The sequence below is a fragment of the Roseburia faecis genome (assembly GCF_001406815.1).
Classification (GTDB): Bacteria; Bacillota; Clostridia; order Lachnospirales; family Lachnospiraceae; genus Roseburia; species Roseburia faecis.
On sequence record NZ_CVRR01000048.1, the window covers coordinates 32967 to 49878 of the forward strand.

General features: G+C 45.6%; 17 protein-coding genes. All 17 read left to right on the top strand.

Annotation, left to right across the window (positions count from 1 at the left end):
- Positions 1-8 precede the first annotated feature (8 nt).
- The gene (gene ylqF / locus M72_RS12590) at positions 9-866 is read left to right on the top strand and encodes a ribosome biogenesis GTPase YlqF (RefSeq protein ID WP_055068464.1); all 858 of its coding nucleotides are present in this window, start codon (positions 9-11) and stop codon (positions 864-866) included.
- On the top strand, positions 859-1620 hold the full coding sequence (locus M72_RS12595; RefSeq protein ID WP_022045102.1) for a ribonuclease HII: 762 nt from the start codon (positions 859-861) through the stop codon (positions 1618-1620). Before ylqF ends, M72_RS12595 begins: the two co-directional genes overlap by 8 nt.
- A 36-nt stretch (positions 1621-1656) precedes the next feature.
- A complete protein-coding gene (fliK, locus tag M72_RS12600; RefSeq protein WP_055068465.1) occupies positions 1657-3450 on the top strand; it encodes a flagellar hook-length control protein FliK in 1794 nt (597 codons plus the stop codon).
- 1 nt (position 3451) lies between these two features.
- Positions 3452-3787, top strand: coding sequence for an EscU/YscU/HrcU family type III secretion system export apparatus switch protein (locus tag M72_RS12605; protein ID WP_055068466.1), 336 nt, complete (start codon positions 3452-3454; stop codon positions 3785-3787).
- A 3-nt stretch (positions 3788-3790) separates the two neighbouring features.
- Positions 3791-4147 (top strand): YraN family protein, encoded by a 357-nt coding sequence (locus M72_RS12610; RefSeq protein ID WP_022045105.1) that lies wholly within the window; start codon positions 3791-3793, stop codon positions 4145-4147.
- A 5-nt stretch (positions 4148-4152) separates the two neighbouring features.
- Positions 4153-5019, top strand: a complete 867-nt coding sequence (gene pgeF, locus M72_RS12615) for a peptidoglycan editing factor PgeF (RefSeq protein WP_055068467.1) — start codon at positions 4153-4155, stop codon at positions 5017-5019.
- Positions 5020-5123: 104 nt separating this feature from the next.
- Positions 5124-5495, top strand: coding sequence for a GntR family transcriptional regulator (locus M72_RS12620; RefSeq protein WP_055068468.1), 372 nt, complete (start codon positions 5124-5126; stop codon positions 5493-5495).
- The gene (locus M72_RS12625) at positions 5488-6393 is read left to right on the top strand and encodes an ABC transporter ATP-binding protein (RefSeq protein ID WP_055068469.1); all 906 of its coding nucleotides are present in this window, start codon (positions 5488-5490) and stop codon (positions 6391-6393) included. The genes M72_RS12620 and M72_RS12625 overlap by 8 nt, the downstream gene beginning before the upstream one ends.
- Positions 6368-8263, top strand: coding sequence for an ABC-2 transporter permease (locus M72_RS12630; protein WP_055068470.1), 1896 nt, complete (start codon positions 6368-6370; stop codon positions 8261-8263). Before M72_RS12625 ends, M72_RS12630 begins: the two co-directional genes overlap by 26 nt.
- Positions 8264-8352: 89 nt before the next feature.
- Positions 8353-9675, top strand: coding sequence for a ribosome biogenesis GTPase Der (gene der, locus M72_RS12635; RefSeq protein ID WP_022045110.1), 1323 nt, complete (start codon positions 8353-8355; stop codon positions 9673-9675).
- Between the two features lie 2 nt (positions 9676-9677).
- A complete protein-coding gene (plsY, locus tag M72_RS12640; RefSeq protein WP_055068471.1) occupies positions 9678-10328 on the top strand; it encodes a glycerol-3-phosphate 1-O-acyltransferase PlsY in 651 nt (216 codons plus the stop codon).
- Position 10329: 1 nt separating this feature from the next.
- Entirely contained in the window at positions 10330-11343 is a 1014-nt protein-coding gene (locus tag M72_RS12645; protein ID WP_055068472.1) for an NAD(P)H-dependent glycerol-3-phosphate dehydrogenase, read from the top strand.
- A 1-nt stretch (position 11344) separates the two neighbouring features.
- Entirely contained in the window at positions 11345-11779 is a 435-nt protein-coding gene (locus M72_RS12650; RefSeq protein ID WP_022045113.1) for a dUTP diphosphatase, read from the top strand.
- A 33-nt stretch (positions 11780-11812) separates the two neighbouring features.
- Complete coding sequence (locus tag M72_RS12655) at positions 11813-12457, top strand: type I phosphoribosyltransferase (RefSeq protein WP_055068473.1); 645 nt, start codon at positions 11813-11815, stop codon at positions 12455-12457.
- 183 nt (positions 12458-12640) lie between these two features.
- Positions 12641-13753, top strand: a complete 1113-nt coding sequence (locus M72_RS12660; RefSeq protein WP_022045115.1) for an ABC transporter ATP-binding protein — start codon at positions 12641-12643, stop codon at positions 13751-13753.
- 88 nt (positions 13754-13841) lie between these two features.
- Positions 13842-14936 carry a PucR family transcriptional regulator gene (locus M72_RS12665; RefSeq protein ID WP_055068474.1) on the top strand — a complete coding sequence of 365 codons (1095 nt, stop codon included), beginning with the start codon at positions 13842-13844 and terminating at the stop codon, positions 14934-14936.
- A 30-nt stretch (positions 14937-14966) separates the two neighbouring features.
- Positions 14967-16880: a DNA gyrase/topoisomerase IV subunit B gene (locus M72_RS12670; protein WP_055068475.1), complete on the top strand. Its 1914-nt coding sequence runs from the start codon at positions 14967-14969 to the stop codon at positions 16878-16880.
- Positions 16881-16912: the final 32 nt, after the last annotated feature.

Here is a 16912-nt window from a genome sequence, read left to right on the forward strand (position 1 = left end):
AAAAAGAGATGAATTTTCAATGGTATCCCGGTCATATGACCAAAGCAAAACGACAGATGCAGGAAGACATCAAACTGATAGATCTGGTGATCGAACTGGTAGATGCCCGGATCCCGCTCAGCAGCAGAAATCCGGATATTGATGAACTTGGGAAAAACAAATATCGTCTGATTTTAATGAATAAAGCGGACCTGGCGGACCGCAAGGCAACCGAGCAGTGGTCTGCTTTTTTCAAAAAGAAAGGATATTATGTGGTAAGCCTTGACGCGCGAAGCAAAAACGGAATGAAATCCATTGCCGATATTATTATGGAAGCCTGTAAGGAAAAAATGGAGAGGGACCGTAAGCGCGGAATCAAAAACCGGCCGGTCCGTGCCATGGTTGTTGGAATTCCAAATGTCGGAAAATCCACATTTATCAATTCGTATGCGGGAAAAGCGTGTGCAAAGACCGGAAACAAGCCGGGTGTAACGAAGGGAAAACAGTGGATACGTCTGAGCAAAAGTGTAGAGCTTTTGGATACTCCGGGAATTCTCTGGCCGAAATTTGAGGATCAGAAAGTTGGACTTCGTCTGGCGCTGATCGGTTCCATCCGGGATGAGATCTTAAATACGGATGAACTTGCGGTAGAGCTGATCCGTTTCCTGAAAACACAGTATCCGGGAATCCTGACAGAACGTTATGAAGTCGAAGAAACACAAAAGGAGACCGAACTTTTATGCGGGATTGCAGAAAACAGGAAATGTATCACGAAAGGCGGGGAACTCGATTACAGCAAAGCGGCAGCACTTCTGATTGATGAATTCCGGAGCGGAAAACTCGGAAAAGTTACGCTGGAGTGGCCAAAGGAGCAGGAAAATGGCTGAAAAAATTGATGCGATTAAAGAGGAACTGACAGCAACACCGACGGAAGCACTGGAGGCGTTTGTGGAAAAATATGCGTCGGATTCCCGCACCGGTGTGCAGAAACTGGTGGATACCGCAAAAAAACGCATGGATAAGCTACAGAAGGAAATGATCCGCACGGAAAATTTAAAGAAATATGAAAAAGAGTACGATACATATACATATATCTGTGGGATCGATGAGGTAGGACGGGGACCGCTTGCGGGACCGGTCGTGGCAGGAGCTGTGATTCTGCCGAAGGATTGTGATATATTATATATTAATGATTCCAAAAAACTTTCAGCGGCAAAAAGAGAAGAACTGTATGATATCATCATGGAGCAGGCAGTGGCAACCGGACTTGGCACGATCGGTCCGGACAGGATTGATGAGATCAATATTCTGCAGGCAACGTATGAGGCAATGCGGCAGGCGATTGCACAGTTATCTCCGCAGCCGGATCTGCTGCTTAATGATGCAGTGACGATTCCGAAAGTGACAATGCCGCAGGTACCGATTATCAAGGGAGATGCAAAGAGCATTTCCATCGGTGCGGCATCGATCATTGCCAAGGTGACCAGGGACCGGATGATGGTATACTATGATTCGATTTATCCGGAGTATGGTTTTGCTTCCAATAAAGGATATGGAAGCGCGGAACATATTGCAGCACTCAAAAAGTATGGACCGACACCGATTCACAGAAGAACCTTTATTAAGAATTTTGTATCATAAGATAATTATTCAAAAATCACAAAGGGGGCTGTTCGGATGCAGATTTCAGATTTGGTAAAACAGTATCATCAGGCGATCTCATCAGGTGCGGAGACGCTGACCGGGACGAAAGGTGTGGAAAATCTTGTGGCCTCTCTGCGGTCTCTGACAAAAGGAAATATTTTTGAGGGGACGGTCACTTCCGTTAAAAATGGCCGCGTGACGCTTTCTCTTTCCGGAGGGCAGCAGGTGATGGCACGGCTGGACGGAAAGATTTCCCTTATGGAAGGGGAATCCATGTTTTTCCAGGTAAAGTCCAACGATGGCACGCAGATTGCCATCCGGCCGTTTGCAATTGACGGGGCAGGCGCAAATTATACGCTGATGCAGGCGCTTTCCGCAGCGGGACTTTCCGCACAGCCGGAGTATTTGTCCATGGTTGACCGGATGATGGAAGAACAGATGCCGATTGACCGGGAGAGTCTGCAGCAGATGGCACGGCTGGTCAATGCAAATCCGCGGATTGATGTACAGACGCTGGTACAGATGCAAAAGCTTGGAATACCGATTACTGTAGAAAATGCCTCCCAGTTTGAAAATTATACGAATGACAGTCAGGCGATTACACGGGAACTGGATGCACTGATTGAGCAGTTTCCGCAGAGTCTGACCGGAACAGAAGGCACACCAGTAAAGACAGAGACCATGCGTCAGCTTGGAAATGAGTTGTTGCAGATTCTGACAGACGGGCTGGAAGAAGTACCGCAGCAGATACAAAGTCCGGAACCGGATATGGCATACAACCTGGATGGTCTGAATTATGAAAGCGTGCAGACAGATACCGCAGAAACGCAGATGCAGACGGAAGCTGCACCGGAGACTGCCACGGAAACCGTGCAGGAACATCCGGAAATTTTGTCGCAGCAGGAAGGTCAGGCTGCAGCGGAGGAGAAAGGCGTGGCCGGACAGCAGGAAGCCGAAACGATGGAAACTGTTTCCGGAAAAACAACTTATACCGGGCAGATGTCGCAGACTCCACATACACTGGGAGCTGTACTTTCACAGGAACAGCTGCAGCATTTAAACCGGATGATCGGAGATATTCTCGGAAAGCCGCAGAGTGCATATAACGCAAATAGCGGTACAGTAGAAGTGTTAAAGGATCTGCAGCAGCTGTGCAAAGATCCGTTGCCGTTGGAACGGGAACATCTCGGAAAGCTGTTTTCTTCCAGGGAATTCCAGGCACTTGTCCGGGATACGGCAGAACAGCAGTGGATGGCGAAACCAGGGGATCTCAAAGAGGGCGATTATGTCGGCAGACTGTATGAACGTCTGAACAGTCAGATGGAAAAAATTGAGTCAGCACTCAAAAATGCGGGACAGGAGCATACCGCTTTCTCACAGATGGCGGGAGAGATCCACAGCAATGTAGAATTTATGAATCAGGTGAACCAGATGTACACATACGCACAGATTCCACTCAAAATGTCGGGGCAGCATGCAAGCGGCGAACTGTTTGTGTATACCAACAAAAAGGCACTGGCGCAGGGAGAAAAGGATCTGACTGCTTTTTTGCATCTGGATCTGGATCATCTGGGAAGTACGGATGTTTCGGTCCGGATGAGAGGACGTGAAGTAAGTACACGTTTTTATCTGGACAATGACACTGCATATGCATTGCTGGAAAAAAATTATCCGGTGCTGGAAGCGAGGCTGGAAAAAAAGGGATATCACTGTAAGATCGACGTGGTAAATGAAGAAAAACATGTAAATTTTGTGGACGATTTTCTGAAGATGGATCAGCCGGCGGCGACACAGCTGCACCGGTATTCCTTTGATATGAGGGCATAAAATGGAAAATAATAATTTTAAACCCTTTCCTTTTGAGCAGTTAAAACAAAAGAAAGAACCGGAGAAAACGGCAGTGGCGATTGCCTATGAGCCGGGCGAAAAAGCACCAAAGATACTGGCAACCGGAAAGGGGCAGGTAGCCGAAAAAATTATTGAAAAAGCAAAAGAGAGTCAGGTTCCGACTTACAAAGACAATAAACTTGCGTCTACTCTTTCCAAATTGCAGATCGGGGACATGATTCCGCCGGAGCTGTATGAGGTGGTTGCGGAGATTCTTGTTTTTGTGGATGATATGGATCGTATGAAGGCAAAGATTGATCAGGCAGGGGTTAAATAAAATTTGAATAAACGTACAATTGGAACAGAATATGAGACCATGGCAGCCCGGTATTTGTGCACACATGATTACACAATTCTTGCACGCAATTACCGGACACCATTTGGAGAGGTGGATCTTATTGCACAAAAGGACGGGGTACTTGTATACGTTGAAGTAAAATACCGGAGCAGCAATGATTACGGAGATCCGTTAGAGGCGGTAGACCGGAGAAAGCAGCGCCAGATCTGTAAGGTTGCAAATTATCATTATGCAGGATATGCAGCAGGGCAGGAGATGGACTGCCGTTTTGATGTGATTGGAATTTATGGGGACGGAAGTATCCGGCACATCCCAAATGCATTTTATTTTCAGAGGTGACAGACATGGACAGAGAAGATTTTCAGTGGAAAAATAAAGAGCATATACTGGAACTGGAACAGTTTCAGGGCAAAAAGGGACAGGGGCTTCCGCTTTTGTATTTTCCCCTTCTTTTGGCACATACGGGCGTAAAGAACTGTTTTACCACCAGAGAGGGTGGATGCAGCACCGGAATGTTTCAGAGTCTGAATCTGAGTTTTACACGTGGAGATGATCCACAGGCAGTGACGGAAAACTACCGCAGAGTGGCAGAGGCAATGGGAGGAACGCTTTCGGATATTGTCTGTTCGGATCAGACCCATACGACAAATGTCCGGCGGGTGGATAGAAGCTGCGGGGGCTATGGTGTGACAAAGGAGCGGTCTTACACGGATGTGGACGGGCTGGTGACGGATGAACCGGGACTGATTCTGGCAACTTTTTACGCTGACTGTGTACCGCTTTATTTTGTAGATCCCATACACCATGCGATCGGACTTTCCCATTCCGGGTGGAGAGGAACGGTCGGACGCATGGGGCAGCATACCATCGAGGTGATGCGCAGGGAATTTCATAGTGACCCCGGAGAAATTCTTGCCGCCGTTGGACCGTCCATCTGTCAGGACTGTTATGAAGTAAGTGAAGATGTGGCATCTGCCTTTGCAAAAGAGTTTTCCGGTCATGAGTGTGAGATCCTGATCGAAAAGGGCGGTGGAAAATATCAGCTGGATCTGTGGAAGAGTAATGAGATTGTGCTGCGGGATGCAGGAATCCTTCCGGAACATCTGGCGGTAACGAATCTTTGTACCTGCTGTAATCCGAATCTGTTGTTTTCCCATAGGGCAAGCCATGGAAAACGCGGAAATCTGGGAGCATTTTTAAAACTTGTGTAACAAATTAAGAAATCCTTAAGAATGTATTTCAAAGATGTTAAATTACTCGGGGAAGATTTATGGTACACTGACTGTATTGAGGAAAGATAGGAGGATGCTCTTTGATGCAGCCAGATTGCAGAGATATCAAACCGGTCTATGAGCAGATCACGGACGGGATTCGAAAAATGATCATAACGCATGCGATACCGGAGGGAGAAAAACTTCCGTCAGTGAGGGAACTGGCTTCAAAATTTGCCATAAATCCCAATGCTGTAAGGAAAGCTTATCAGGAGCTGGAAGAGGAAGGGTATGTCTGTGACAGGGAAGGCGAACGGATGGCGGCATCGGAAAAGCAGATTGCGGAACTGATCCGCAAAGAGCTGCTGCAGGAGTTCGACACGGTGGTAATCAGACTGCAGAATATGTCGGTAGGGACAGAGGAATTGACAGGACGTATGTGGGAACTGGCAGGAGGAAGCAAAGACTTTGATTGAAGTAAATAATCTGATAAAGAAATTTGGGGATTTCCGTGCGCTCGACGGGGTAAATATGCATGTGGCGTCTGGAAACATATATGGGCTTGTGGGACCAAACGGTGCCGGGAAATCAACCCTGATCCGTCATCTGACAGGTGTATACCGGCAGGATGCCGGAGAAATTTTTATTGACGGGGCTCCGGTATATGAAAATAAACAGGTAAAGGCTCAAATGGCTTATATACCGGATGAGCCGTTTTATTTTTTACAGGCGGATACACTGGAAATGATGCGTTATTTCCGGGGAATGTACGAGTCCTTTGACGAAAAGATGTTTTATCGCCTGCAGGAGTTTTTCCCGGGAATTGATATGAAACGCAATATCCGCAGACTGTCCAAGGGAATGCAAAAACAGGTTGCATTCTGGCTGGCACTCTGCTGCAGACCGAAACTTCTGATTCTGGATGAACCGCTGGATGGCCTTGATCCGGTTATGCGGAAACAGATCTGGACGATCCTGATGTCCGAGGTTGCAGAGCGCAGGACGACCGTACTGGTTTCTTCCCATAATCTGCGCGAACTGGAGGATGTCTGTGATCATGTGGGCATTATGAATCACGGAAAGATTATAATTGAGCGTTCCCTGTTTGATTTACATGGAAACATCAGTAAAATCCAGGTGGCATGCCAGACCGGTATGCCGAAACTCCCAAAAGAATTTGAGGTATTGCATATGTCAAATTCCGGGCGTGTATATACAATGATTGTCAAGGGAAATCCCAGGGAGGTTGCGGCAGCCATCCAGACAGAGGGAGACCATCTGGCTATTGTGGACATTCTGCCGCTTACACTGGAAGAAATTTTTATTTATGAAATGGGAGGTTTGGGCTATGAAGTCAAAGACATCCTTTTTTAACCGTACGGTTTTTAAAAAAAATATGACCCTGTACTGGCCGATCTGGGTATGCTATCTGTTATATGGGATGGTAAAAGTGCCGGGGCAGCTGTGGTCGCGTCTGCAGCAACAGACGGACATGACTGCTTATGCCAGGGATTATGCATTGTACAACAGTCTGCGTCTGGAAGTGGATGTGGCCGCAATTGCAATTATGGCAGTCGTCTGTGGGATGGCGTTGTTTGGCTATCTGTTTACCCAGAAGAATGCGTATATGATCCATGCACTGCCGGTTACAAGGGGGGAACTGTATGTGACGAATATGATCAGTGGCCTTTGTTTTCTATTGATTCCGCAGGCACTGGTTTTTCTGGTAACGGTGGTTCTTTGTCTTTTGCAAGGCATTGCGAGTGTGCAGTTTCTGGGATTGTGGTTTTTAAGTGTTATGGGAATTGCTTTTTTCCTTTATGCAACGGTGTGTTTTTGTGTCATGTTTACCGGACAGCTGTTTGCACTTCCGGTGTACTTTCTGGCAGTTAATTATGTGGCATTTGCATTTTCCAGCGGTGCACGTTATGTCATCGGATATCTGGGATATGGACTTGGCATGAATACTGTGCCGGAATTTTTAATTTTGCGGATTCTCTCCCCGATGAATTATCTGTACAACAATGTGCGTTTTGTATTCCGGCAGTCCTATAACCAGGAAACAGACCTGATGTCGGGAGTGTTGTCCTACCGGGGACTGCGGGTACTTGCGGCCTATGTGGCTGCAGCAGTTGTCATTTATCTGATTGCTTATTACTGTTATAAAAAACGCAGGATTGAAAGTGCAGGGGATCTGATTTCTTTTAACTGGGTCAAACCATTGTTCCGCTGGGGCGTGGGAACCGGAGTCGGTTATTTTGCAGGCGTCTTTGCGGCAGAATTTTTAGATTCCGTGCATCTGCATGTAAAAAAACCAATGTTGCTTGTTCTTGTGGTGGCATTTGGTTTTGTCAGTTTTTTTATTGCACAGATGTTTGTGGAAAAAGGATTTCGCGTATTTTGCCGCAGGAGATTCTGTGAGAGCGGGTTATTTGTGCTGTTTGTGCTGGGCAGTTTCTGGGGATGCTCAAAAAATGCCACCTATCTGGAACAGTATGTCCCGGATGCAGATCAGGTAAGCCGGGTGGAAGTTTCTCTTGATTATCCGGTAGAATATAAAGGGGACAGCGTTCGTGTGGCACGTCAGGCACAGAAAGAAATTTTAAGTCATGCGGAAATTTACAGGGAAAATAAAACGGATGACAGTACACAGATCATTTTTTATTACTACCTGAAAAATGGAAAAACGCTCTCGCGTACATATGAGATTACAGAGGAAAATGAAAAGCTTTCAGAAGTATTATTTGGAGAAGAAAATAAAGCAGATCATTTTATGGAATATCTCTTTGGAACGGATTCTGACAAAATTTCAAAGTTTAATAACGGAACCCTGACATTAGACGAATCATCGGAAAATTATAAGGATTGTGACTTTGATGCGGATACTGCAAAAAAACTGTATCAGGCGATTTGTGAAGACGCCGCAGATCAGAAGCTGCAAAAGTACAATCTGACGAATGCACTGAAAGATCCGGAAGAAACAGGGGAGTACTCTTCTGCCAGTCTCAGCATGGATTTTTATCACGTATCTGCAGACTGGAAAAATGTATATGACCGGCTCGATGATTACTACACGAATATGGGCGAATCTGTGGAAACATCCAGACCATATGGCGGATCAGCATATGTCAGCTTCGGGAAAGACTGTACCAATATCATAAATACCCTGATAGAATGTGGGGTCATTGACGATGTTTCGGAAATTCATTTTTTAAGTTCCGGAGAGAAAACATCACAGAGATGAAATCAGCAGGACTTTACAACTTCCGCGGCTTATTGTAAAATAAAGATGGCGTTTTCGGACGCCATCCATTTTTTTGTTGGAGGTAAAAAATGAGCAGACCAGTCGTAGCCATTGTCGGGCGTCCGAATGTCGGAAAATCTACGCTTTTTAATACATTGGCAGGAGAGAGAATCTCCATTGTAAAAGACACTCCGGGTGTCACAAGAGACCGCATTTATGCGGATGTCACATGGCTGAACTATAATTTTACATTGATTGATACCGGTGGAATCGAACCGGACAGCGGGGATGTGATCCTTTCCCAGATGCGTGAACAGGCAGAGATTGCGATTGCCACGGCAGATGTGATCATGTTTATCACGGATGTGCGTCAGGGACTGCAGGATGCGGATGCAAAAGTAGCGGACATGCTGCGCAGATCCAAAAAGCCGGTGGTTCTGGTGGTAAATAAAGTGGACAGTTTTGAAAAATTTATGCCGGATGTGTATGAATTTTACAATCTCGGAATCGGAGAACCGTATCCGGTTTCCGCTTCTTCCATGCTCGGACTTGGAGATATGCTGGATGAAGTGGTGAAATATTTCCCGGAAGGATCGGAAAATCAGCCGGAGGATGAAAGACCGAAGGTAGCCATTATCGGAAAGCCGAATGTCGGGAAATCATCCCTGATCAACAAGCTGGCACAGGAAGACCGTGTAATCGTATCGGATATCGCGGGAACTACCAGAGATGCCATCGATACAGACATTAAATACAACGGAAAAGAATATGTATTTATTGATACGGCGGGGCTTCGCCGCAAAAACAAGATCAAAGAGGAGATTGAGCGCTACAGTATTATCCGTGCAGTTACCGCTGTGGAACGCGCGGATGTGGTGATCATCGTTATTGATGCCACCGAAGGAGTAACCGAGCAGGATGCCAAGATTGCCGGAATTGCACATGACAGGGGAAAAGGTATCATTATTGCGGTTAACAAATGGGATGCCATCGAAAAGGATAACAACACGGTGAAGAAACATACCGAGAAAATCCGTCAGATCTTAAGCTTTATGCCGTATGCAGAGATTTTGTTTATTTCTGCAAAGTCCGGTCAGCGTCTGAATAAGATTTTTGAAATGATCGATGTTGTCATTGAGAACAACAGTATGCGTGTTGCAACGGGTGTCTTAAACGAAATCGTGACGGAAGCAGTTGCCATGCAGCAGCCACCGACCGATAAAGGAAAAAGACTCAAGATTTATTATGTAACACAGGTTGCGGTCAAACCGCCGACATTTGTCGTATTTGTCAATGACAAAAATCTGATGCATTTTTCGTACACCAGATATCTGGAGAACCGTATTCGCGATACATTTGGATTCCGTGGCACGGCTCTTAAATTCATCACGAGGGAGCGAAAGGAAGACTAGTTATGATCGTCGCAAGAATCATTGCATTACTGATTGGATATGGATTCGGTCTGTTTCAGACGGGATATCTGTATGGGAAAAGCAAAGGGATTGATATCCGCAAGCAGGGAAGCGGAAATGCAGGTACGACAAATTCTCTGCGGGTACTTGGATGGAAAGCCGGTATTATTACATTTGCCGGAGATCTGCTCAAGGCCGTATTTGCCGTACTTCTTGTAAAACTGATTTTTCATGGAACTTATGGTGCGGATACCAAAGTGCTGGAACTGTATGCCGGTTTTGGAACGGTCTTAGGACATAATTTTCCGTGCTATCTACAGTTTCGCGGAGGGAAGGGGATTGCCTGCACGACAGGCGTCATCCTTGCCGTCTGCCCCCCGGCAGTGATCTGTTGTGCGGTAGGTTTTTTGATCATTGTGGGGATCACCCGGTATGTTTCGGTGGGATCGATATTTCTCGTATCGGCCTATCTGGTACAGGCGATTATTTTCGGACAGCTTGGCTGGTTAAAGATCAGCGGAGCCAGCCGGATCGAGTTTTACATATTGAGTGCATGTTTCACCGGCATGGCAATTTGGAGACACCGTGCGAATATTGTCCGTCTGATGAATGGAACAGAGAACAAATTCGGAACGAAAAAAGGAGATAAATGATATGGCAAAGGTAGGAGTGATCGGAGCTGGCAGCTGGGGCATTGCGCTGGCAAAGCTTCTTCGTACCAATGGAAATGAAGTAACGGTATGGTCGATCGTGGAAGAGGAAGTTGCCATGCTCCGCAGAGAGCATGAGCATATCGATAAACTTCCGGGAGTGAAGCTTCCGGAGGATGTCCTGTTTACAACAGATTTAAAAGAAGCAGTAACCGGAAAGGAATTTCTCGTTCTTGCGGTACCATCCGTGTTTACCAGAAGCACGGCCAAAAGCATGGCTGCGTATGTGACAGAGGGACAGATTATCGTCTGCGTGGCAAAGGGAATTGAGGAGGATACTCTGATGACGATTTCCGATGTGGTAGAACAGGAAATTCCTTGTGCAGATGTTGCAGTTATGTGTGGACCATCACATGCGGAGGAAGTTGGGGTCGGGCTTCCGACAACCGTTGTGGCAGGAGCAAAAACAGAAAGCACAGCAGAAAAAATCCAGGATTTGTTTATGAATGAAGTGTTCCGTGTCTATACAAGTCCGGACATGCTTGGCATGGAACTGGGCGGATCATTAAAAAATGTGATTGCACTTGCTGCAGGAATGGCGGACGGACTCGGATACGGGGATAACACCAAAGCGGCCCTGATTACCCGCGGCATTGCAGAGATTGCGGGACTTGCTGTAAAGATGGGGGCAAAAGTGGAGACACTCTGCGGACTGACCGGTATTGGAGACCTGATTGTCACCTGTGAGAGCCGTCACAGCAGAAACCGCAAGGCGGGTATGCTGATCGGACAGGGGTATACCATGAAGCAGGCTACCGACGAAGTGAAAATGGTCGTAGAGGGAATTTATTCGGCCAAGGCAGCACTTGCTCTGGCAAAAAAGTATGATGTGGAGCTTCCGATTATAGAAGAAGTGAATAAAGTACTGTTCGATGACAAACCGGCAAAGGAAGGTGTAAAGGATCTGATGGTCCGCGAAAAACGTGTGGAGCATCTGAATCTGAAGTGGGAAAACTGATATGCAGAAAATCAAGATTAAATATTTTACAGACAAAATCGAACCGCTGGATTACATTGAAGGAAAATCCGATTGGATTGATATGCGGGCTTCGGAAGAAGTAACTTTAAAAGCGGGAGAGTTTGCACTGATCCCGCTTGGCGTGGCAATGGAACTTCCAAAGGGATATGAGGCACATCTTGTGCCGCGCAGTTCCACATTTAAAAACTGGGGAATTATCCAGACAAACAGTGTCGGGATTGTAGATGGTTCCTATTGCGGGGACAACGATATGTGGCGGATGCCGGTTTATGCAACCAGGGATACCGTGATCCACGTAAATGACCGCATTGCACAGTTTCGAATCGTGGAAAATCAGCCGGAGATTGTATTCGAAAAGGTGGAACATCTGACGGGGAAAGATCGCGGTGGCTTTGGCAGTACCGGATTATCATAACAATAACAGCAACAGGAGAAGGAGGATTATACTATGGAAGATCGTATGATGAAATTTTATTCAAAAGAAAGCAACATGCTGGCGCTGCATGCCATGCACGGACATTTTGCAACGAGTCATTCCCACATTAATTATTATGTGGATGTGACAAGTATCAAGACACGTGTGGCGGAAGCAAAACAGGCGGCACATGTACTGTATTCGAGAATTCCAAAGACAAAATACGTGGATACGATTGTATGTATGGATGGAACAGAAGTTGTTGGTACGTTTTTGACAGAAGAAATCCAAAACGGTGGAATTATGGGAACGACCAACCAGCATGAGACGGTGTATGTAATTTCTCCGGAGATCAACAGCAACAACCAGATGCTGTTCCGTGACAATAACAAGGGTGCGATCAAAGGAAAGCATGTGGTGCTTCTTCTGGCAACTACGACAACCGGCGAGACCATCCGCAGAGCACTCGAGTGTATCCAGTATTACGGAGGAGAGATTGAGTGGGTCGCTTCGCTGTTTGGAACAATCAATTCAGTAGACGGCGTAGAGGTCGAGACACTTTTTGATGAAAGTGATGTCACTGGATATGCGGCATATCCGGTTGCAGACTGTCCGCTCTGCCGGCAGGGACAAAAGATTGAGGCGATGGTTAACGGTTTTGGATATTCAAAACTGTAATTTTTGGGGGCATTGTTTACAACAATGTCCCCTTTCGTTATTTCGCCAAGAAACCATGTAAATATTTGGACGGATTGACGGTGGTAATTTCGGGCAGATTCCGTTATCATACACTTGTCAGGAAGTTCAAAGAAACTTCACCAAAGAAAAATAACGAAAAGCAAAAATCAGGAGGTTTTTCAAATGGCAAGTTTATCATTAAAGAACGTTTGCAAAGTATATCCAAACGGATTTGAGGCAGTAAAAGATTTCAATCTGGATGTTGCAGATAAAGAGTTTATCATCTTCGTAGGACCATCTGGATGTGGTAAATCTACAACACTTCGTATGATCGCAGGTCTTGAGGAGATTTCTTCCGGTGATCTGATCATCGACGGAAAGGTAATGAACGATGTAGAGCCAAAGGATCGTGATATCGCAATGGTATTCCAGAACTATGCTCTGTATCCACATATGACAGTATTTGATAACATGGCATTCGGTCTTAAGTTAAGAAAAGTTCCGAAGGATGAGATCAAAGCAAAGGTTGAGGAAGCAGCAAGAATCCTTGATCTGGAGAAGTTACTGGATCGTAAGCCGAAGGCTCTTTCCGGTGGACAGAGACAGCGTGTTGCCATGGGTCGTGCAATCGTTCGTAATCCTAAGGTATTCCTTATGGATGAGCCTTTATCCAACCTGGATGCAAAACTTCGTGTACAGATGAGATCTGAGATCGCTTCTTTACATAACAGATTAGGTGCTACGATCATCTATGTAACACATGATCAGACAGAGGCTATGACACTTGGAACCAGAATCGTTGTATTAAAAGATGGTGTAATCATGCAGGTTGATTCTCCACAGAAATTATACAATGAGCCAAACAACTTATTCGTAGCCGGATTCATCGGATCTCCACAGATGAACTTCATCGATGCTAAGTGCACCATTCAGGGAGATAAAGCTACATTAACATTCGGTGATTACTCTGTAGTTCTTCCGGATTACAAGGCAAAGAAGCTCGAAGAGGGCGGATACAACGGAAAGACAGTTGTATTAGGTATCAGACCAGAGGATATTTCTGATGATCCTGAAATGATCCAGAAGAATGGTGACTGTGTCATCGAGTCTGATGTAACAGGATACGAGTTACTTGGTGCAGAAGTATTACTGTACTACTCCGTAGCCGGTGCAAACATGACAGCAAGAGTTGATTCTGATACACCTGCCCGTTATGGCGATCATATCAAGCTTGCATTTGATCCGCATAAGATTCATGTATTCGATAAGGAAACAGAATTGACAATTACCAACTAGTCCGTTAAAATTATATAGTTGTAAATCTTGAACCCGGGTGTTAGTATTTACACCCGGGTTCTTTCGAACGTAAATAATAGGAGAGTATATGCTTTCAAATCAGAAATTACAGAATTCATTAAACGAAATTAAAGAGATCAGCCACATGGATACGGCATTGTTTACTGCAAAGGGGAAGCTGGTAGCACATACGGAGGAGATGCCGTTGCCGGAGGCATTAGAACAGCAGGTGGTCGTTGATTTCGCAGAATCGCTTGCTGAAAAACAGACGTATCAGGATTATCATCTGTATAAAGTGATGGTAGAAGGTGAAACGGAATATATTTTAGTCTGTCTGGTGAAAGAAGAGTCATTTCTTGTATGCGCACAGATGGCAGTCTGCCAGATCCGGAATCTGGTTATGAGTTTTGCAGAGCAGTTCGACCGCAATAATTTTATGCAGAATATCATTCTTGGTAATATGCTGATTGTGGATATTTACGGAAAAGCAAAAAAGCACCACATTCAGGAAGTACCGCGGGTAGTTTTTGTGATTGATACCGGAAGTAAAAATAACGATATGGCGATGGAACTGGTAAAAAATCTTGCAGATATCCGTTCGAAGGACTTTGTGACCTGCGTGGATCAGCACAGTATCGTTCTGATCAAAGATGTTTCCCATATAAAAGAAGAGGAGATGGAGGAACGTCTGTCAAAAATTGCGGGAAGCCTTGCGGATAATTTACATATGGAGGCAATGATCCGTGTGCGTGTCGGCTATGGAAACGTTGTGACACAGCTTCCGGAAATTGCGGAATCTTACCAGGAAGCGCGCATGGCACTGGAAGTTGGACGTGTGTTTTATGCTAAATATGACACAATTTCTTACGGAAAACTTGGCATCGGGCGTCTGATTTACCAGCTTCCGATGAGTTTATGTAATATGTTTATCAAAGAGGTATTCGGTGAGAAAATTCCGGACATCTTAGATGATGAGGAAGCAATGTCTACTATCAATAAATTTTTTGAGAATAATCTGAATATATCAGAGACGGCAAGACAGCTGTATGTGCACCGCAATACTCTGGTATATCGTCTGGAACGTATCGAGAAAGCAATCGGACTGGATATCCGTACGTTTGACGATGCGATGACTTTTCGGATTGCAGTGATGGTGATTGCTCACATGAAAGATCAAATGTAATTTAGCAGGATAGTAAGGAGATAGAGGAACATGTCAGGATATGATGCAAGCAGTATATCGGTACTGGAGGGGCTTGAAGCGGTTCGGAAACGTCCGGGAATGTATATCGGAAGTACAACGACCAAAGGACTCAACCACCTGATTTATGAGATTGTCGACAATTCCGTGGATGAGCATCTGGCAGGTGCCTGTGATAAAATATGGGTGACCCTTGAGGCAGATGGCTCCTGTACGGTGGAAGATAACGGACGTGGTATTCCGGTCGGCATGCATGCAAAGGGAGTATCGGCTGCCCGCGTTGTATTTTCTACACTGCACGCAGGAGGAAAATTTGACAACAATGCGTACAAGACGAGTGGAGGACTGCATGGTGTCGGATCTTCGGTAGTCAATGCACTTTCCACCTATATGGATGTGGAAATCAGCCAGGGCGGATATGTGTATCATGACCGCTATGCACAGGGACATCCGGTGGTAGAACTTGAAGACGGACTTCTTCCAAAGATCGGGAAGACAAAGAAGACTGGAACGAAGATCAATTTTCTTCCAGATCCAGAAATTTTTGAGAAGACCAGATTCCGGGAAGATGATGTTAAGAGCCGGATGCATGAGACCGCTTATTTGAACCCGAAACTGACGATCATATATGAGGACCGGAGAAAGCCGGAAGCAGAGCACATTGAGTTTCATGAGCCGGATGGAATCATTGGGTTTGTCAAAGATCTGAACAATAATCTCGAAGTGCTGCATGATGTCATTTACTTCAAAGGGGAAAGTGAAGGCATTGAGGTGGAAGCAGCATTCCAGTATACCAGCGAGTTCCATGAGAATATCATGGGATTCTGTAATAATATTTATAATTCGGAAGGTGGTGCACACCTGACCGGATTTAAAACTGCGTTTACGACGATTATCAATTCCTATGCCAGAGAACTTGGCATTTTAAAAGAGAAGGATGCAAATTTCAACGGTACAGATGTGCGAAACGGAATGACAGCAGTGATTTCCATCAAGCATCCGGACCCGCGTTTTGAAGGACAGACGAAGACAAAACTCGATAATCAGGATGCAAACCGTGCAACTGCCAAAGTGACAAGTGATGAAGTTCCGCTGTTTTTTGATAAAAATTTAGAAACCTTAAAGATTGTGATTGGCTGTGCGGAAAAGGCTGCAAAAATCCGCAAGGCAGAGGAAAAAGCGAGAACCAATCTGCTGACCAAGCAGAAGTTTTCGTTTGATTCCAATGGAAAACTGTCCAACTGTGAGAGCCGGGATGCGTCAAAGTGTGAGATTTTTATCGTAGAGGGAGATTCTGCCGGTGGTTCCGCCAAAATGGCGCGAAACCGTATGTATCAGGCGATCATGCCGATCCGCGGAAAAATTCTGAATGTTGAAAAAGCCAGTATCGACAAGGTGCTTGCCAATGCAGAAATCAAGACAATGATCAACGCATTCGGCTGCGGTTTTTCGGAAGGGTACGGAAATGATTTTGATATCAGTAAGCTGCGCTATGACAAGATTATTATCATGGCAGATGCCGATGTCGACGGAGCCCATATTTCCACGCTGCTTCTGACACTGTTTTACCGGTTTATGCCGGAACTGATTTTTGAAGGACATGTTTATGTGGCGATGCCGCCATTGTACAAAGTGATTCCGTCAAAAGGGAAAGAAGAGTACCTTTATGATGATGCGGCACTGGAAAAATACCGGAAAACACATACCGGAAGTTTTACCCTGCAGCGATACAAAGGTCTCGGAGAGATGGATGCCGAGCAGTTATGGGAGACTACTTTAAATCCCCAGACGCGTGTCATGAAGCGCGTGGAGATTGAAGACGGTCGTATGGCGTCGGATGTAACCGCTATGCTGATGGGCACGGATGTGCCGCCGAGAAAGGCCTTTATTTATGAACATGCAAACGATGCGATCTTGGACGTATAGATCCTGTTAGGTTTTCTAGGAGTGAGGAAGAA